Raw genomic sequence first — 18,202 nt, 5'->3', positions numbered from 1 at the left:
CCCCGGTCACCAACGGTATTTGACGCTGGCGGTGATGTTGCGGGCGGAGCCGTAGGAGCAGCCGTACTGGGTACAGTAGGTCAGGTAGCGCTCATCCTTGAGGTTCCGCCCCGTCAACGCGACGCTCACACCGGGCAACCCGAGATAGCTCATGTCATAGCGCAGAGACGCGTCGTACAACACATAGCTGTCCACCCGATAATTGTTTTCCGCGTCGCCATAAAGGTCGCTGGTATAGCGGGCACCGACACCGAGCCCAAAGCCAGCCAGCGCCCCTTCACGCCACTTATAGTCCAGCCAGAGATTCGCCATATTGCGCGGCGCCAACGGCTTCTCGTTGCCCTCCTCCCCCTCTTCACCGTCAGTGACTTCGGTATCCAGATATGTGTAGCTGGCGGTCACGCTTAGCCCGCTTTCGTTCCACATTTTTGCTTCCAGCTCGGCACCACGTGTGCGGGTTTCACCGGTCTGGCGCTGGCAACTGTTGACCGCCTCGCACGGCGCGCCGGCCGGCGGACTGATATCGGTAACCACCAGATTGGTCTGGCGCAAATCAAAAGCGGAAATCGTGATCATGCTGTTGCTGCGCGGAGGCTGGTATTTCAAGCCCGCTTCATACTGTTCACCTTCGGAAGGTTCAAAAGCGCTTCGCGAGGAGTCCTGCCCGCTAACCGGTTCGAATGAGGTGGCGTAACTCAGATAGGGGGCCAGACCGTTCTCTAACAAGTAGGTGGCGCCGGTTTGCCAGGTAAAGGCGTCATCATCACTGGAATCCTCGTCTTCCAATGCATCCACCTTGAACTGATCATGGCGTACACCGAACATGAAACGCCAGTTATCCAGGGCAATCATATCCTGAATATACAAGCCGGTTTGGCGCTCCACGTTTTCTTCGTCGATCTGCACCATCAGGCTGTCTTCAAAACCCGCGGCACCTGAATACACCGGATCAAACACGTCGATGTCATCAATGGTGGCGGTCACACTGTAGCGGGTATGGTCCCAGTGGGTGCGCAGGTAATCCAGACCGAACACCAGGTCGTGGCGCAGACGCCCGGTGGAGAAAGCCGCTTTGAACTGATTGTCCACCGCCACTTCCCGCAGCTCACCCGCGCCTTTCACACCTCGACGTGGAAAAGTCCGGTTGTTGCTGTTCAAACCACCGTTGCCCACGGTGGTGCGAGGATTGGAAACCACAGTGCGGAACAATGTGTCCACGTAGCTGTACTTGGCGTTCTGGCGGAACGACCAGACATCATTGAATGTATGGTTCAGATCATAGCCAATGGCCCACTGCTCGCGATCATAGGTGTTCCAATCCGGCTCACCAAGAAAGGTATCACGGTCAATGTAGCCGTAAGGTGTCGGGTAAAGCAGGCCCTGAACGGGCAAGAACTGAAACGTGGAGCCACCCTCGTCCTTCTGATAGTAGCTAAGGAAAGTAATATCGGTGCTGTCGTTTACAAACCAGGTGGCGCTGGGGGCAATGTAGGTGCGGCTCAACTCGGTCTCGTCCACCTGGGCGTCACCGTCGTTATAGCTGCCTACCAATCGCCCCAGCCAGTTGCCGCTCTCATCCAGCGATCCGCCGAGATCAAAAGCCCCTTCGTATTGATTAAAGCTGCCGCCACTGAGTATCACCTCATTCCGATGATCAAAGGAGGGCCGCTTCGCAACCATATTCACCAACCCGCCAGGCGTGACCTGCCCATATAGCACGGCGGCAGGTCCCTTCAGCACTTCTACTCTTTCCAAACCATAGGCGTCTACCTGCGCTGTGGTCCATTGTCCGCCCCTCGGTAACCGCAGCCCGTCGAGATACATATTGTTGCTCCAACTGCTGGCATCGAAACCACGGATCCTGATGTCATCCACCCGGCTGTCTATCCCCTGAAGCTCGGTACTTACCCCCGCGGAGTACGTCATTGCATCCATGACGCTGTTTGCTCCCCGGTCCTCCATCTCTTGTCGGGTCACCACCGAGATCGAGCGTGGTATTTCCACGATCGCGGCATCCGTTTTAGAAGCGGTTCCGGTATGCGTGGCCAGATAACCCATGCTCGCCGCGCCCCAGGCGTATTCCTCCATCGGCGTGTCCGCGGTGACCTCAACCGCCTCGATCCGGTGAGGCTCGCCCCGCCGCCCTACTTCCACGCCATTTTCCGTGAAGTTGTAGGTAAGCCCGGAGCCCGCCAACAGCGTGCGCAGAACCTGATCAAACGACATGGTGCCGTTGACGGCATTGCCGACTTCATCCTCGGCACCGGCGGGATAGTGAATCTCAACGCCGGTCTGGCGGGACAACGCGGCCAGGGAGGCGCCGAGTTTTTGCGCCGGCAGCGCGATCCGCACGCGTTGGTGCTGATGATTGTGGGAGGGTTCGGTGGATTGCGCCGATACGGCGCCGGCAGCCAGGCTGAGACAACAGGCAAAAGACAATAAAACGGCGCCACCAGTGGCCGCCGGAAAACGCCATATACGCATTGATGTGTCCTGAGATCAATCCGGAAGAATCATTAACGGTTGATAATAATTCTCGATTGTATAGATGGTATTGATTCTCATCAACAACAAAGCGATACGGGAGACATGCGGCATCGCGGCTCATGAGCCGCGATGCGCGCTTTCGATCAGCCCTGACGCATGCGCAGAGTCACCAGGACGGTTTCCAGACGCGGCACCGGAACGTTCAGGCGATGGGCAATGGCCACCACATTACCAAGGATGGCGTCCAGCTCGATGGGACGGTCGTTGAGGTAATCCAGCGCCATACTGTTTTTATAGGCCGGCATTTTTCGGGTGCCGGCGATATTGCTGTCAGGCAGGTGCGATGGCAGCGGGTGGCCGTCGGCTTCGGCCACCGCCATGACCTCCGCCATCAGGTCCCGGATCAGCTGTTCGCCGCCCGGAGTGTCCAGGATGGTGTAGGTGTCGGCGCCGTTGGCCAGCACCGATAGCGGATTGAAGGGGGTGTTCCAGACGCACTTGAGCCAGCGTTCGCCCACCACCTGTTCGGTGAGCTTGATGTCGATGCCGCCTTCCACGAACAGATCCCGCAACCGCGAACAATGTTCGTCGATACCTTCCGGGAAACGCCCCATGACCAGACGGCCGTAGGCGTTGTGTTTGATCTGGCCCGGCGCCACCCGGCTGACCGCGATAAACGCCAGACAGCTGATGATCGGGTTATTGGGGAAGGCCTCGGCCAGTTCCCGCTCGATATCCAGGCCGTTCTGAATCAACACGATACCGGTATCCTCCCCCAGCCACGGGCGGATCAGCGCGGCGCGGTCCGAGTTCGGCAGTACCTTGGTGGCGAGAATGACATAGTCCGGCTGGCTGTCGGCCTGATCGCCGTCCCGATACAGATGATCCGGTCGCCAGGAAATATCCCCCAGCGGGCTCTCGAACTGAAAACCACCGTCGCGGATAGCCTCGTACTCGGAACGCACCACGGCGCTTACGGTACAGCCAGCGCGCTTGAGAATGGCACCGTAGAAGCTGCCAATGGCGCCGGCACCGATGATCAGAACATGGGGTTGTTGACTCATTATGAGGTCTCCGTGCGTTTAAGGCGCTGTCCGCGCGACATTCGCGCGAGCGGCCACAGCGCCAGAATGAACAGCGACGCCGTAATCAAAAAGGCGTCGTCAAAACCGACTTCGAAAGCGTGAGGGTGGCCCGCTTCCGGGTGAGCATGCCAGTGACGGTCACTGAAAAATTGTACGCAAATAGCACTCAGGTTCACGCCCAGAGCGCCTCCGATCTGGCGGGCGAAATTCACCACTCCGGATCCCTGCGGAATCATTTCCGCCGGCAGCAGTGCCAGCGATCCGGTATTCACCGGCGGCATCATCAATCCCAGCGCCACCCGCCCCAAAGCGACCCAGAACATCAACCAGACCATGCTGGTGCCGATATCCGCCGCCCGCAGAAACAGCAAACTCGCCGGCATCAACAACAGCCCGGTGGTGATCATCACCGCGCCCGGCAGGCGGTCGGAAAGATGGCCAGACAAAGGAAAAATGATCGCCATGGCGATGCCGGCGGGGATCAATATAAAGCCCGCGTCCGTGGCCGTCATGCCCTGTACCTGCTGGAAGTACAGCGGCATCAGGTAAGTGGTGCCGAACACCCCGGCCCCCATCACCATGGCGACAAAAAAACCGCCGGCGAAACCGGGATAACGAAACACCCGCGGATCAAACAACGGATAAGGATGGCGGAACTGCCAAGCGGCGAATACGCCCATGATCAGCGGTCCGCCGACCAGGGCGGTGAGCAACACCGGATCCTGCAGGCCGCGCCGGGCCAGTCCCGCCAACGCCCATAACAATGCGGTCAGTCCGACACCGAGCAGAATAATGCCCAACCAGTCCAGGCGGTGATTGCGGGCGTGAGCGGTGCCAGGTAAGAAACGTGATGCCATGAATAGCGCCAGCAAACAACTGGGCAACACGGCGAAGAACACCGCCCGCCAGGACAGCGTGTCCACCAGGATACCGCCAAGCGCCGGCGCCACCGCCGGCCCCAGCACCACGCCCATGCCGTAGATGCCCATGGCCTGCCCACGCTTGTTCCAGGGGAACACCTGGAAGATGGTGACCAGGGCATGAGGTTGTATCAGACCGGCCATGACGCCCTGCACCGCCCGTACCGCCACCAGCACCGCGAAGTTCTGGCTGAATCCGCCAAGCACCGACGCCATGATGAAAATCACCATGGCGCAGATGAAAGTACGGCGGGAGCCAAAACGGGCCAGACACCAGGCGTTCACCAACATACCGACGGTCATGGCGGCTAGAAAGGCTGTGGCCAGCCAATGCACCTGATCCTGGCCGAGCTGAAACTCGTCCATGATCGCCGGCACCGCCACGTTGATGATGGTGGAGGTCAGTACCATGGACAAAGTGCCCAGCATGACGGTGGCGGTGGCCAGCCAGCGATAGCGGGGACCATGACGTTCGAAGAGTTGTTCTATGGTGGGCATGAAAACATCATCATCGCGGTCCGTGGGCGATTGGTGTCCCACAATGTCAGCAGAGTCTGACGCTCTGGCTTCTGAATTCCTGCAATGCCGCTGGGAACACGAACTCAGAGAGGGCTACAAGGCCACTGTGGGAGCTTGCCTGCAAGCGAATCCAGAGGCCCGGAAGCCCATTCGCTTGCAGGCAAGCTCCCACAGCCGGGCAACTCGGCAATGGACGATCCGGGCTTCAGAAGCCATGCGCCAGTACCGTCAAAATTCGTGGGACACTAGTGGTCCGTGGACCGCTCCCCTACAGGACCTCGTGATGCCAATTGCAGGAGCGGCTCACGGGCCGCGATCAGCGGGTCGGGTCTTCCCCCACCTGAATCAACAGCTTGCCACGGTTCTTGCCCTGCAGCAGACCCTGGAACGCGGATACCGTGTTTTCCAGGCCTTCGACCACATCTTCCTGATACTTCACCTTGCCTTCGCGAATCCAGGCGCTCATGTCGCGCTGGAAGTCGGCGGCACGGTGGATGTAATCGAACTGGATGAAGCCCTTGAGCAGCAGCCGTTTGACCAGAATCTTACCCATGAACGCGGGCAGACGATCCGGTCCCGGCGGCAGGCCGGTGTCATTGTAGTGGGCGATACGGCCGCAAACCGGGATCCGGGCAAAATCATTGACCAGCCCCATCACCGCGTCGAACACCTTGCCGCCGACGTTTTCGAAGTAAACGTCAATGCCGTTGGGACACGCTTCGGCCAATTGCTTCTCGAAGTCATCATCCTTGTAGTTGACGCAGGCATCGAAGCCGTAAGCCTCCACTACCTGGCGGCACTTGTCCTCGGCACCGGCCACGCCGACCACCCGGCACCCTTTCATCTTGGCGATCTGGCCCACCACCTGGCCCACTGCTCCGGCGGCGGCGGACACCACCACGGTTTCGCCTTTCTGCGGCTTGCCAATCTCTTCCAAACCCGCGTAGGCGGTGAAACCGGGCATGCCCAGCACGCCTACGGCGGTGCTGATCGGCGCTTGCGCCGGATCCAGCTTGCGCAGTGCCTTGCCCTGTTCCACGGAGTACTCCTGCCAGCCGCCGCGGCCGAGCACGTAGTCACCCTGATTGAAATCCGGATGGCGGGATTCCACCACCTGCCCCACGGTGCCCCCTTCCATTACCGCGCCTTCCTCGACGCTGGCGGCGTAGGATTTGGCCGCGCTCATGCGGCCACGCATGTATGGGTCCAGGGACAGATAAATGGTGCGCACCAGTACCTGGCCGTCACCACACTCCGGCACGGCGCCCTCCTGCAGAACCAGGTTGGATTCGTCCGGCATGCCTTCCGGACGCTTGGCGAGAATGATCTGGCGATTCACGGTCATACAAACTCTCCCGAATTTTATTATTTAATCAATTGATAGTTGATAGGTAACGTTGAGGCCTTCGCTTGCAGGCAAGCTCCCACAGGGGGCTTAACTGTTCACTATTAACTATTAACTGAAAAAAAGGCGGCCTCTCGGCCGCCCCTTCTTTTTACTCCACGTCCAGCAGGCTTTCCAGCCGGCCGAAGTGGTATTCGCTGTCGCCCAGGTGATGATCGATCATCACGATGCGCTTGGCGTAGTGGGAGATGGGGGTTTCTTCCATCATGCCCATGCCGCCGAACAGCTGGATCGCTTCCTCCGCCACGCGACGGCCGGATTTGCCGACCTGCGCCTTGGCCGCGGCCAGACGCTTGTCACGCAGTTCACGTGACTCGTTCAGGCTGCAGGCGGCGAGCATGGTGATGGAGCGCACTTTTTCCAGTTCCATGCGCATTTCCACCATGCGGTGTTGCAGCGCCTGGAATTTACCGATCGGCACGCCGAACTGCTGGCGTTCCTTGATGTATTCCAGGGTCTGATCACAAGCCACTTCCATGGCGCCGGACGCTTCCGCGCACAGAGCCACCAGACCCAGTGCCAGGGAATCCTCCAGGGCGTCAATGGCCTGGCCTTCCGCGCCCAGCAGCGCGTCGGCGCCGACCTTCACGTCCTTGAGGACGACTTCGGCGGCACGCAGACCATCGATGGTCGGGTAACCGCGGCGGCTGACGCCGGCGGCGTTGCCGTCCACCAGGAAGGCGCTGAGACCGTCACGATCGTCCTCGGCACCGGAGGTGCGGGCGATGACCACCAGCTGGTCGGCGCTGTCACCGTTGATGACCACGGCCTTCTCGCCGTTCAGGACATAACCTTCGCCGTCTTTCTTGGCGCTGGTGGTGACACGGTTGTGCTCGTAGCGGCTATTCGGCTCATACAACGCCAGGGACAGGCGGGTTTCACCGCCGATGATCGCCGGTATCAGGGCTTCTTTCTGCTGGTCGCTGCCGAGCTTGTCCACCAGAGTGCCGCACAGCACCACGGTGGCCAGGTACGGTTCCACCACCAGACCACGGCCGAAGCCTTCCGCCACCACCATCAATTCCGCGCCACCGCCGTTGAAGCCACCGGCTTCCTCGGAGAACGGTACGCCCAGCAGGCCCAGCTCGGCGAACTGCTGCCAGACGTCGGCGCTGAAACCCTGCTCGGATTCCAGGATTTTGTTGCGGGTCTCGAAGGTATAGGTATCACGTACCAGGCGACCGACGGTCTCTTCGAGCATGCGCTGCTCGTCGCTAAGTTTGAAATCCATGATCGCCTCCTTACAGACCGAGAATCATCTTGGAGATGATGTTCTTCTGAATTTCGTTGGAGCCCCCGAAAATGGAGAGCTTACGGAAGTTGAAGTAGCGGGCGGATACCGAAGCGGCAAACTCCGGGCCGACATAGTTGCCGTCGAAATCATCGTGCAGCGCTTCGTTGAGGAACGGCAGCGCGTAAGGACCGGCGGCGGTGCGGAACAGGTGGGTGATTTCCTGACGCAGCTCGGTGCCCATGATTTTCAGGAAGGAACTTTCCGCCCCCGGTACGCCACCGGCCTCGGCGGCGGCAACGGTACGCAGGTTGGTCATTTCCAGGGACATCAACTCCATTTCCACATCGGCCAGGCGGCGGCGGAAATGCGGGTCCTCGATCAGCGGGCGGCCGTTGCTGATCTGCTGCGCGGCCACTTGCTTGAGGTGCGCCAGGGCAGCCTTGGACTGGCCGACGCCGGCGATGCCGGTACGTTCGAAGGTCAGCAGGTACTTGGCGCAGGTCCAGCCCTTGTTCTCTTCGCCGACCAGATTTTCCACCGGCACTTTCACGTCGTCGAAGAACACTTCGTTCACTTCGTGCTCGCCGTCCAGGGTGATCAGCGGGCGCACGGTGATACCGGGGGTGTTCATGTCGATCAGCAGGAAGGAGATACCCTCCTGTTTCTTCGCCTCCGGGTCGGTGCGCACCAGACAGAAGATCATGTCGGCGTGCTGCCCCAGGGTGGTCCAGGTTTTCTGGCCATTGACCACGTAGTGATCACCCTCGCGCACGGCGCGGGTTTTCAGGCTGGCCAGATCGGAACCGGCGCCCGGCTCGGAGTAACCCTGACACCACCAGTCCTCGCTCTTGAGAATACGCGGCAGGTAGTAGTCCTTCTGCTCCTGGGTACCGAATTTGATGATTACCGGAGCGACCATGTTGACGCCGAACGGAAGCACGGTGGGGGCACCGGCCTCGGCACATTCTTCCTCGAAGATGTGCTTCTGGATCGGGCTCCAGCCGGTACCGCCATACTCTTTCGGCCAGTGCAGAGCCAGCCAGCCCTGCTCGTTGAGAATCTTCTGCCAGCGGACCGTGTCTTCCTTGCCAAGGCGTTTGTGTTCCTTGACCTTGCGGGAAATATCCGCGGGCAGCTTGTCTTTCAGGAAGGCGCGGACCTCATCGCGGAAAGCGGCTTCCTCAGCGGTAAAGTTAATATCCATAACGTCCTCTCGTTGTTCTCGCAACGACACTGACATCGCGGCCCCGCGTTCCAGGGGCCGCGATTTTCATTGTCTGCTTCAGCTGTAGAAGCCCTTGCCTTCTTTGGCCAGTTTCTCCAGCAGCGGCGCGGGTTTCCAAACGTCATCGCCGGTTTCCTGGTGGAACTGGCTGACTTTGTCGTAGATCGTCTTCAGGCCCACCTGATCCGCCCAGAACAGTACGCCGCCACGGTAAACCGGGAAGCCGTAGCCGTAGATCCAGATCACATCCACGTCCAGCGGACGGGCGGCGATGCCTTCTTCCAGGATTTTGGCGCCTTCGTTCACCATCACGTACATGCAGCGCTCGAGGATTTCCTGATCCGTCACCTCACGGGTGGCGATGCCATTTTCCTCACGGAATTTGGCGATGATCTTGTCCACCTCGGCGGACGGCACGGGGGTACGGTCGCCTTCTTTATAATCAAACACGCCGGCCTGGGTTTTCTGGCCCATACGGCCGTTTTCCACCAGCTCATCGGTCCAGTTACGCGCCGGCGCGTTTTCCGGGTTTTCCTTACGCAGCTCTTCACGGATACGGTAACCCACATCCATGCCGGCCAGATCGGACATGGCGAACGGCCCCATGGGGAAGCCCAGATCGAACAGCACCTTGTCCACTTGCGCCGGGTTGGCGCCTTCATTGACCAGTTGCACCGCTTCCGCCTGACGCTTGTGCAGCATGCGGTTGCCGACGAAGCCGTGGCAGACACCGACCAGGACGCCAACCTTGCCAATGCGGCGGCTCAGGTCCATCACGGTGGCGATGACGTCGTCCGCGGTTTTCTCGCCACGCACGTTTTCCAGCAGCTTCATCACGTTAGCCGGGCTGAAGAAGTGCATGCCGATCACGTCCTGCGGACGTTTGGTGAAGCTGGCGATGCGGTTGACGTCCAGCGTGGAGGTGTTGGTGGCGAGGATGGCGCCGGGTTTGCAAACCCGATCCAGCTCCTTGAACACCGCTTCCTTCACGTCCATGTTCTCGAACACAGCCTCGATCACCACGTCCACGTCGCCGAGATCGTCGTAGCTCAGGGTCGGCTGGATCAGCGCCATGCGCTGCTCCACCTGTTCCTGGGTCAGACGGCCTTTCTTGGCGGTGTTTTCGTAGTTCTTGCGAATGATGGCGATGCCCTTCTCCAGGGCCTCTTCCTTCACTTCCAGAATCTTCACCGGGATGCCGGCATTGGCGAAGTTCATGGCGATGCCGCCGCCCATGGTGCCGGCGCCAATCACCGCGGCGCTGTTGACGTCGCGCTTGGGGGTGTCCTTGGGCAGGCCCGGCACCTTGGCCACTTCGCGCTCGGCGAAGAAGACATGGCGCTGCGCCGCGGACTCGGAGCTGACCAGCAGCTCACCGAACAACTCACGCTCACGCTTCATGCCCTCTTCGAACGGCAGTTCCACCGCCGCCTGTACCGCCTTGATGCAGTGGAACGGGGCTTTGAAGCCACGTTGTTTGCGGGCGATGGATTTCTCGTAGCTGGCGAACAGATCGGCTTCCTCGGTCTGTACGTCCAGATCGCGAATGCGGCGCAGCGGCGCTTTGTCGGCAACCAGTTTGCGGGCATAGGCCAGAGCGCCTTCCAGCAGGTCGCCGCTGACCACGTCGTCAACGATGCCCATTTCCAGAGCGTTCTTGGCTTTCACCGGATTACCGCCGACGATCATGTCGAGGGCAGCCTTGGCGCCGACCAGGCGTGGCAGACGCTGGGTACCACCGGCACCGGGCAGCAGGCCCAGTTTCACTTCCGGCAGACCCACCTTGGCGGAGTCCAGAGCGACACGATAGTCACAGCCCAGAGCCACTTCCAGACCGCCACCCAGAGCGGTGCCGTGGATGGCCGCGATCACCAGCTTCTCGCTGCTTTCGTATTCGTTGATCACATCGGGCAACGCCGGGCCGGCCGGCGGTTTGCCGAATTCACGAATGTCGGCGCCGGCGGGGAAGGTACGGCCTTCACCAATCACCACCAGGGCTTTGGCCTGATCATCCGCCAGCCCTTCCCGCAGACAGCTCTGCAGGCCCTCGCGCACCCCTTGTCCCAGGGCGTTCACCGGGGGGTAATTAACACTGATAACGCCGATTTCGCCTTCACGGCGGTAGCTGACAACCTCGCTCATGGTTCCTCCTTACCTAAAGGTTGGCCTCCGTGTTTAACGACGAGCATCACGGAAACCATGGGAATACGGGCGCGGGATAGATCCCGGGGGGGTCCCAGTATAAGAAAACCCGGCCCATTATCAATTATTTCGGAATATCATTTCATTTATCGGACCAAGGCTTGGAAGCGGATGATTCCGAGTCGCCGGTCCCAGTCGATACCATTCGGTTTGAATACCATACCCCCAACCCATGCCATGGCACAGAGCCAACCACGCCATGGGTATAGGCCGGAAACGACAAGGGCACCCGTCGGGTGCCCTTGAAGAAACGACCTAGGGAAAATTACTGACTCAGCACATCAGACAGGCGACGCAGCACCACCTTGCCATCGATGACCTGGGCCAGTTGCACATCGGTCTCCAGAGCGCCGTTTTCGGAAATGCCGTTCACGTCGTAAGGGTTGTACTCGGCCGGGATCTTTTTCAATGCGGCCGGCATGGCGGCGCGGATCTTGGCCGGGTCATCCACGGAACCCGCTTCCTGCATGGCTTGCGCCAGCATATGCATGGCGAAGTAGTTGTATGCGGTTTCGGAGGTGGCCACGTTTTTGTGGTTCTGCTGGTACTTCTCGACGAACTTGCGCGCCCCTTCGATTTCGGAACTGCCCAGCGGCGTGACACCCACGGAACCTTCCACCGCCTGCAAACCACCGGCCACTTTCGCCACTTCATCGATCTTGGCCTGGTCCATCAGGATGAAGCTGCCCTTGAAGCCCAGCTCACGGGCCTGACGCACCACCAGACCGGTGGGTTCGGAGGCGCCACCGATGAACAGCACGTCCGGCTTGGCCGCCAGCACCTTGCTTACACCAGTGTAGAAGTCCGCGGACTTGTTGTAGTCCATCGGGTTGTCAGCGACCACTTCACCGCCCATGGCTTCCCACTTCGGCACGAACGCCTTGGTCCAGTACTTGGCGTAGTCGTGGGTGGCGTTGGCCACCGCCACTTTCTTGCCAGACGTTTCCATGGCCATTTTGGAGAACGGCTCGATGTAGTCGGTGAAGGACGGCGGAATCTTCACGGTCAGTTTGTTGCCCTTCTCGGTCACGGACGGGATCGAGGTGTAGGACATGACGATGAAGCCATCACGCTGATTGAAGGCCTGCAGAGCAAAGGTGCCGCCGGAATGCGGAGTAAATACCGCCGGGGTTTTGTATTGCTGTACCAGGCGCTTGCCGTTCACCGCCGCCTGGCTCGGGGAATACTTGTCGTCCAGGGAAACGATGTTGATTTCGTAGCTTTCGCCGCCGACTTTCACGCCACCAGCGGCGTTGATTTCCTCGGCCGCCATGCGCAGGCCTTCCAGCGTATTCTCACCATACAGCGCCGCGCCGCCGCTGAGCGGACCGGTAAAGCCGATGTTGACTTCGGCGGCGTTGGCGGCCCCCATACCCATAACCAGAGCACTGGCGGTGGCCAGGCGAACAAACGTTTTCTTCAGTTTCATTACTTCACTCCCATTTATTGTAGGGATCAGTTATAGACGTAGCACATTACGCTAACGCACGTTAACGATCATAAAGCACCGAGCAGAGGCCGCCAGAGGCCGCTAATCGGATTGTGATCAGGCACCGATATAGGCTTTACGCACCGCCTCGTTACCGAGCATGGCGTCGCGGTCCCCTTCCATTACCAGGCGACCGTTCTCGATCACGTAGGCGCGGGTGGCGATCTTCAACGCGGCAAAGGCGTTCTGTTCCGCCAACAACACCGTGGTGCCCGCGCGGTTGATGGTCTGGATGGTCTCGAACATCTGCTTGACCACCAGCGGTGCCAGCCCCAGGGACGGCTCGTCCAGCATCAGCAGCTTCGGGCGCCCCATCAGAGCACGGCCGATCGCCACCATCTGCTGCTGGCCGCCACTGAGCGATCCCGCTGCCTGGTTTTTCTTCTCTTCCAGGATCGGAAACATTTCCAGCACGTGGTCCAGGGTCTTCTTGATGCCGGCCTTGTCGCGGCGATGCACGTAAGCGCCCAACACCAGGTTCTTCATCACCGACATTTCCGGGAACAGCTTGCGGCCTTCCGGACACTGCACCACGCCGGCCTGCACCAGCGCGGACGGCCGCCGTCCGGTCACGTCCTCACCATTCAGGGTGATGCTGCCGGCGGAAGGCTTCAGCAGACCGCTAATGGTGTTGAACAAGGTGGTCTTGCCGGCGCCGTTGGCCCCCAGCAGCACCACCAGCTCGCCCTGCCCCACGGTCATGGACACGTTATCCAGGGCCTTGAAGCTATCGTACTTGGCGTCGACGTTTTCAAGCTTCAACATCTTGTTCACTCCCCAGGTAAGCCTCGATGACCACCGGATCGTTCTTGATTTGTTCCGGGGTTCCCTCGGCGATCTTCTCGCCGTGGTCCAGCACCATGATCTTGTCCGCCAGACTCATGATCATGTCCATCTTGTGCTCGATCAGGCAGACGGTGATGCCGTGCTTGACCATCTTGCGAATCAGGTCGGCCAGATTCTCCGTCTCCTCGGGGTTGATACCGCCAGCCGGTTCGTCCAGCAGCACCAATTCCGGGTCCGTGGCCATGGCCAAAGCGAAGGCCACGCGCTTGCGTTCTTCCTGGCTGATATCGGCGATGTAGCGATGACCGATATGGGACAGCCCGACGAAGTCCAGCACCTCGGCGGCGCGGGAGCGGCACTTCTTCTCCTCGTCACGCAGACGCTTGGAGTTGATGATCACGTCCCACAGGCGCGACTGGGTGCGCAGCCGGTGACCGACGATCAGGTTATCCAGCACGGTGGACTGATCGAACAGCATGGTGGTCTGGAAAGTCCGCGCCACGCCGAGACGGGCAATCCGGTCCGGCGCCATGCCGGTGATGTCCATGCCCTGATATTCGATCTTGCCTTCACTGGGCGGCATCGCTCCGGCCACCAGATTGAAGAAAGTACTTTTACCGGCGCCGTTGGGGCCGATGATGGCGTTCACCTGATTGGCGGGAAATTCCACGCTGACGTTATTGACCGCCGCCAGGCCGCCGAAACGCTTGGTCAGATTACTGATCTTAAGCATTGTTGCCGGCCTCCTGTTTGTCCGCGCTGGGCGTGCTGGGGGTTTGGACGGAGGCTTGGGATTCCCCGCCCCGATCCTGTTGAGACGCTTTATTGGCCAGGCGACGTCCGCGCCAGGTCAGGAAACCGCCAACGATACCGCGCGGGAAGAAGATCACCAGGATCACCAGCATCGGGCCGAAGATGATCATGCGGTACTCTTCCAGGGACTGCAGCATCTGCGTCAGCCAGGTGATCGCCAGGGTGCCGAGCAGCGGCCCCATCAAGGTGCCGATGCCGCCCACCAGCAGGTAGGTGATCATGTCGAAGGTATGCACCACGTCCGCTTCCGCCGGGCCGATGAAACGCACCACACCAGCGTACAAAGCGCCGGCCGAGGCGGCGTAAACGGTGGACAACACAAACGCCAGGACTTTGTTGCGCATCAGGTTGATACCCAGCGATTGCGCCAGGTCGTCACTGATGCGGATGGCCAGAAAAGTCCGGCCCAACAGCGAACGGGAAAGGCGGCTCACCAGCCACACGGACAGCACCAGGAACGCCAGCACCAGATAGTAGAACGGCACGGTCTCGGTGAAATCCACGAAACCAAACCCTTCCGGCGGGGCGATGTTGATAATGCCGAGGGAACCGTGTGTCAGTGCCTCCCACTTTTCCAGTAGCAGGTAAATGATGAAGCCCACGCACAACGTGAAGATGGCGAAGTAATGCTCCTTCAGACGCAGGGACACCACGCCGACGAGGAAACCAAAGATGGCGCCGGCCAGACCGGCGGCGATGAACGCCGGCCAGAACGCCCACTCGTGATCCACCGTCAGGATCGCCACCACATAGGCACCAATGGCGAAAAAGCCGCCATGAGCCAGATTCAGCTGGCCACAATAACCGGTGATGATGTTCATGCCGTAAACGGCGATGGCCCAGATAAAGGCCGTGGCCATCACGTAGATGTGGTACTCGTTACTGGAGATCAGCGGGAATGCCACCGCCAACACCAGCAAGGCCCATTTCAGCACCGGGCTGACCAGGAAATTCATCAGGCGATCCATTAGCGCACCCCCTTGGTGAACAGCCCGGTGGGTTTGACCGACAAAATCACCACCAGCAACGCGAAGGCGATGACGTCCTTGTATTCATTGGAGATATAGAAACCGCCCAGGGCTTCGGCGAAACCAATGATCAGACCACCGACGATGGCGCCGGGAATGCTGCCCATACCACCGAGAATAATGATCACGAAGGCCTTCATGATCAGCAGATGCCCCATGGCCGGGTAGACCAGGTTGATCGGCGCGAACAGGGTCGCGCCCACCGCCGCCAGCATGCCGGCGATGGCGAATGTCATCATCGCCACGCGGTTGGCGTCGATGCCCACCAGGAAGGCGCCTTCCCGGTTTTGCGCCATGGCGATGATGGTGGCGCCGGTCATGGTCTTTTTCAGATACAGGTGCAAGGCGCCCATCAGGCCGAAGGCACCCGCGATGATCAACAGACGTTGAGCCGGAATGGTGAGACCGCCGAAATGCAGGATCTCGGTATAGGGTGTGGGCATGCGGCGGAAATCCGCGCCCCAATACATCTGCACCACCGCCTCCAGGAACAACAGGATACCGATGGCGGCGATCTTGTCGTGAATGGGCGGCGCATGACGCAGCGGGTGAAAGACGAGACGCTCACAAAGAACGGAAAGGATGGCCACTACCGCGCCGGCGGCGATCATCGCCAGCCAGTAGTTCAGCCCCAGGTCCACCATGGTGAAGTAAGCCACATAGGCCCCCACCATATACAGCGCACCGTGGGCGAAATTGGGAACATGGAGAATGCCATAGACCAGGGTCAGGCCCAGGGCAACCAGGCCGTAAATGCTTCCCAGGGTCAGGCCATTGAGCACTTGCTGCAGAAACAAGTCCAAAACTGCGACTCCTTATAATAATAATGAAACGCGCCTTGTGTAGTTATCCAGTGACGCTCCACCGCCACTCTCCACTGCTGATTAGCACGCTTCACTTTCTGGGTTGTTATGGTACGGACGCTCTCGCCGGCACACTTTCATGCACGATGGTGCATGAAAGCCAAGACGCTAACAGCACCTCACCGAAGCGTCAATATTCGGAATAGTATTTCGCAGTGCGAAAACAGCAACGGCAATCCACCATCGGGATTGCCGTTGCTCAAAGGATCAGGAAGTGCTTTCGCTCTTCGCCCATTCCTGTTCTTGCAACGCCCGCCACATCACCTTGCCGGTGGGAGAACGAGGCAGCTCATCACGGAATTCGACGATCTGCGGCACTTTGTAGGCGGCCATCTCATTCTTGCACCAGGTGATGATATCGTCCTCGCTGACGTTATCTTTATCCTTGGCGCTCAAAACCACACAAGCTTTCACGGTTTCGCCACGGCGCTCGTGCGGCGCGGAGATGATGCAGCACTCCTGAATGGCGGGATGTCGGTACATCAGACTTTCCACTTCGGCGGGCCAGACCTTGAAGCCTGACGCATTGATCATGCGTTTCACCCGGTCAACGATGAAGAAATAGCCTTCTTCGTCGTAGTACCCCATGTCACCGGTACGGAAGAACCGCTTGCCATCCAGTTCAATGAAGGCCTTCTCGGTTTCCTCCGGACGGTTCCAGTAACCCTGGAAAATCTGCGGACCATGGGAAATGATCTCGCCCACTTCCCCGACGCCCAGCTCCTTGCCCGTGTCCTGGTCGATGACGCGGGAATCCACGTCGAAAACCGGAATGCCAAGGCACTGTTTCTTCGGCTTCTCGGCGGGATTGATGTGGGTGGCGGCGATGGTCTCGGAGAGGCCATACCCCTCGATATAGCGCAGGCCGGTAAGCTTGAACAGCTTGTCGGAGACCGCTTCCGGCATGGCCGCGCCACCGCCACCGATGTTCTGCAGGCTGGACAGATCGAAGGATTCCACCTCCGGATCGGATAGCAGATCGATGGCCATGGTGACGATGTTGGTCCAACTGGTGACCTGATAACGCTGAATAAGAGTAGCCGCGGTACGGCGATCCCAGCGGGTCATCAGCACGATGCAGGCACCGGTGTAGATGGGCGCGTTCATGGCGCCCTGCATGCCGGTGACATGGAAGTACGGCAGGGTGGAGAGGATGATTCCCTCACTGCCGCCACCAGAGCGCCAGGCCACGCCATGCACACAGGTGGCCATCACCGACCGGTGGGTATGCATGCAGCCTTTGGGAGCGCCAGTGGTCCCTGAGCTGTAGGGGAACACCGCCAGGTCATCCGGCCCCACCAGCAATTCTCCGGGGGTCTTGCCGGCGTCGATGGCGTCGCGCCAGGCGATGGCGCCTTCGGTTTGCAAAGGCTGCGCCGGTGCTCGCACTTCCGCGGGAAGGTCCAGATCGGTTTGCGGATCAATATAGTCGCTGTAGGACGCCACGATGACATGGCGCAGCTGCCGGGTGCCGATCAGCGGCGCGATATTGGCGAACACCTCCTGCGCCGCCAGCGTCACCGTTGCCTGGGTATCTTCCAGGTAGTGTTCCAGTTCCGCCGTGCGGTTCATCGGGTTGATCGGCACGACGATGGCGTTGGCGCGCAGAATGGCGTAGTAACCGATGATGAATTGAGGAGCGTTCTGCATGTACAGCAGGACGCGGTCACCTTTGTCCACGCCCAATGTTTGCAGGTAGCCGGCCAGAGCGTCGACCTGGCGCTTCAGTTCCCGGTAGGTGATGGTGTGGTCGTAATAAATGATGGCCGGTTTTTCCGGATAGCGCAGCGCGGAGACATCAAGATTGGTGCAAAGGCTGGTTTCCGGAATGGTCAGGTGGTGCGGCAGGTTTTCAGGCCAAACGGCAAAATGCCGATCAAACATGCTAACTCTCCCTACGATTCGACTGTGGCGACAAAGGCCACTTTTTTCTTGGGGCCCGCGTTATGGAGGCTGGTACCCGCTTGTTGTTGCTGCATAGGCAACAGGTGATACGACGAAACCGCCACTTCCGCCCGGGGCGGAAATGCTTCGGAAAACGTCGTTAACCTTCGGCGGTCGAGACCCTTTCGTACTTCACGGCCCGCCAAATGGAATAGCCGGAGAATCTGACACGCGCCCCGCGGGGCGTCAATACTATTTCGGA

At 59.8% G+C, this 18,202-nt stretch carries 13 protein-coding genes; all 13 read right to left on the bottom strand.

Annotation, left to right across the window (positions count from 1 at the left end; genetic code table 11):
- Positions 1 to 6: 6 nt before the first annotated feature.
- On the bottom strand, positions 7 to 2,484 hold the full coding sequence (locus CRO06_RS15420) for a TonB-dependent siderophore receptor (protein ID WP_097058807.1): 2,478 nt from the start codon (positions 2,482 to 2,484) through the stop codon (positions 7 to 9).
- Between the two features lie 146 nt (positions 2,485 to 2,630).
- Positions 2,631 to 3,551: a ketopantoate reductase family protein gene (locus CRO06_RS15415; protein ID WP_022994072.1), complete on the bottom strand. Its 921-nt coding sequence runs from the start codon at positions 3,549 to 3,551 to the stop codon at positions 2,631 to 2,633.
- On the bottom strand, positions 3,551 to 4,990 hold the full coding sequence (locus tag CRO06_RS15410; protein ID WP_026948923.1) for a DHA2 family efflux MFS transporter permease subunit: 1,440 nt from the start codon (positions 4,988 to 4,990) through the stop codon (positions 3,551 to 3,553). The genes CRO06_RS15415 and CRO06_RS15410 overlap by 1 nt, the downstream gene beginning before the upstream one ends.
- A 337-nt stretch (positions 4,991 to 5,327) precedes the next feature.
- Positions 5,328 to 6,356 carry an NADP-dependent oxidoreductase gene (locus CRO06_RS15405; RefSeq protein WP_022994070.1) on the bottom strand — a complete coding sequence of 343 codons (1,029 nt, stop codon included), beginning with the start codon at positions 6,354 to 6,356 and terminating at the stop codon, positions 5,328 to 5,330.
- Positions 6,357 to 6,507: 151 nt separating this feature from the next.
- Positions 6,508 to 7,647, bottom strand: coding sequence for an acyl-CoA dehydrogenase family protein (locus CRO06_RS15400; RefSeq protein WP_022994069.1), 1,140 nt, complete (start codon positions 7,645 to 7,647; stop codon positions 6,508 to 6,510).
- A 10-nt stretch (positions 7,648 to 7,657) separates the two neighbouring features.
- Positions 7,658 to 8,854, bottom strand: a complete 1,197-nt coding sequence (locus CRO06_RS15395; protein ID WP_022994068.1) for an acyl-CoA dehydrogenase family protein — start codon at positions 8,852 to 8,854, stop codon at positions 7,658 to 7,660.
- Between the two features lie 78 nt (positions 8,855 to 8,932).
- Positions 8,933 to 11,017: a 3-hydroxyacyl-CoA dehydrogenase NAD-binding domain-containing protein gene (locus CRO06_RS15390; protein ID WP_022994067.1), complete on the bottom strand. Its 2,085-nt coding sequence runs from the start codon at positions 11,015 to 11,017 to the stop codon at positions 8,933 to 8,935.
- 325 nt (positions 11,018 to 11,342) lie between these two features.
- The gene (locus CRO06_RS15385; protein ID WP_022994066.1) at positions 11,343 to 12,506 is read right to left on the bottom strand and encodes an ABC transporter substrate-binding protein; all 1,164 of its coding nucleotides are present in this window, start codon (positions 12,504 to 12,506) and stop codon (positions 11,343 to 11,345) included.
- 117 nt (positions 12,507 to 12,623) lie between these two features.
- Positions 12,624 to 13,331 (bottom strand): ABC transporter ATP-binding protein, encoded by a 708-nt coding sequence (locus tag CRO06_RS15380; protein ID WP_022994065.1) that lies wholly within the window; start codon positions 13,329 to 13,331, stop codon positions 12,624 to 12,626.
- Positions 13,318 to 14,085 (bottom strand): ABC transporter ATP-binding protein, encoded by a 768-nt coding sequence (locus CRO06_RS15375; protein WP_022994064.1) that lies wholly within the window; start codon positions 14,083 to 14,085, stop codon positions 13,318 to 13,320. The genes CRO06_RS15380 and CRO06_RS15375 overlap by 14 nt, the downstream gene beginning before the upstream one ends.
- Positions 14,078 to 15,133, bottom strand: coding sequence for a branched-chain amino acid ABC transporter permease (locus tag CRO06_RS15370; RefSeq protein ID WP_097058806.1), 1,056 nt, complete (start codon positions 15,131 to 15,133; stop codon positions 14,078 to 14,080). The genes CRO06_RS15375 and CRO06_RS15370 overlap by 8 nt, the downstream gene beginning before the upstream one ends.
- Complete coding sequence (locus tag CRO06_RS15365) at positions 15,133 to 15,996, bottom strand: branched-chain amino acid ABC transporter permease (protein WP_022994062.1); 864 nt, start codon at positions 15,994 to 15,996, stop codon at positions 15,133 to 15,135. The genes CRO06_RS15370 and CRO06_RS15365 overlap by 1 nt, the downstream gene beginning before the upstream one ends.
- 267 nt (positions 15,997 to 16,263) lie before the next feature.
- The gene (locus CRO06_RS15360; RefSeq protein ID WP_026948925.1) at positions 16,264 to 17,940 is read right to left on the bottom strand and encodes a long-chain fatty acid--CoA ligase; all 1,677 of its coding nucleotides are present in this window, start codon (positions 17,938 to 17,940) and stop codon (positions 16,264 to 16,266) included.
- Positions 17,941 to 18,202 lie beyond the last annotated feature (262 nt).

The organism is Alloalcanivorax xenomutans (assembly GCF_900217905.1).
GTDB classification, from domain to species: domain Bacteria; phylum Pseudomonadota; class Gammaproteobacteria; order Pseudomonadales; family Alcanivoracaceae; genus Alloalcanivorax; species Alloalcanivorax xenomutans.
Note: the sequence above shows the minus strand (reverse complement) of the source record. Positions and strands in the feature narration are given on the sequence as shown.

Bases quoted from the DNA above. Each gene is read 5' to 3' on its own strand.
- CRO06_RS15420 (WP_097058807.1), bottom strand. From the start codon at position 2,484: ATGCGTATATGGCGTTTTCCGGCGGCCACTGGTGGCGCCGTTTTATTG.
- CRO06_RS15415 (WP_022994072.1), bottom strand. From the start codon at position 3,551: ATGAGTCAACAACCCCATGTTCTGATCATCGGTGCCGGCGCCATTGGC.
- CRO06_RS15410 (WP_026948923.1), bottom strand. From the start codon at position 4,990: ATGCCCACCATAGAACAACTCTTCGAACGTCATGGTCCCCGCTATCGC.
- CRO06_RS15405 (WP_022994070.1), bottom strand. From the start codon at position 6,356: ATGACCGTGAATCGCCAGATCATTCTCGCCAAGCGTCCGGAAGGCATG.
- CRO06_RS15400 (WP_022994069.1), bottom strand. From the start codon at position 7,647: ATGGATTTCAAACTTAGCGACGAGCAGCGCATGCTCGAAGAGACCGTC.
- CRO06_RS15395 (WP_022994068.1), bottom strand. From the start codon at position 8,854: ATGGATATTAACTTTACCGCTGAGGAAGCCGCTTTCCGCGATGAGGTC.
- CRO06_RS15390 (WP_022994067.1), bottom strand. From the start codon at position 11,017: ATGAGCGAGGTTGTCAGCTACCGCCGTGAAGGCGAAATCGGCGTTATC.
- CRO06_RS15385 (WP_022994066.1), bottom strand. From the start codon at position 12,506: ATGAAACTGAAGAAAACGTTTGTTCGCCTGGCCACCGCCAGTGCTCTG.
- CRO06_RS15380 (WP_022994065.1), bottom strand. From the start codon at position 13,331: ATGTTGAAGCTTGAAAACGTCGACGCCAAGTACGATAGCTTCAAGGCC.
- CRO06_RS15375 (WP_022994064.1), bottom strand. From the start codon at position 14,085: ATGCTTAAGATCAGTAATCTGACCAAGCGTTTCGGCGGCCTGGCGGCG.
- CRO06_RS15370 (WP_097058806.1), bottom strand. From the start codon at position 15,133: ATGGATCGCCTGATGAATTTCCTGGTCAGCCCGGTGCTGAAATGGGCC.
- CRO06_RS15360 (WP_026948925.1), bottom strand. From the start codon at position 17,940: ATGTTTGATCGGCATTTTGCCGTTTGGCCTGAAAACCTGCCGCACCAC.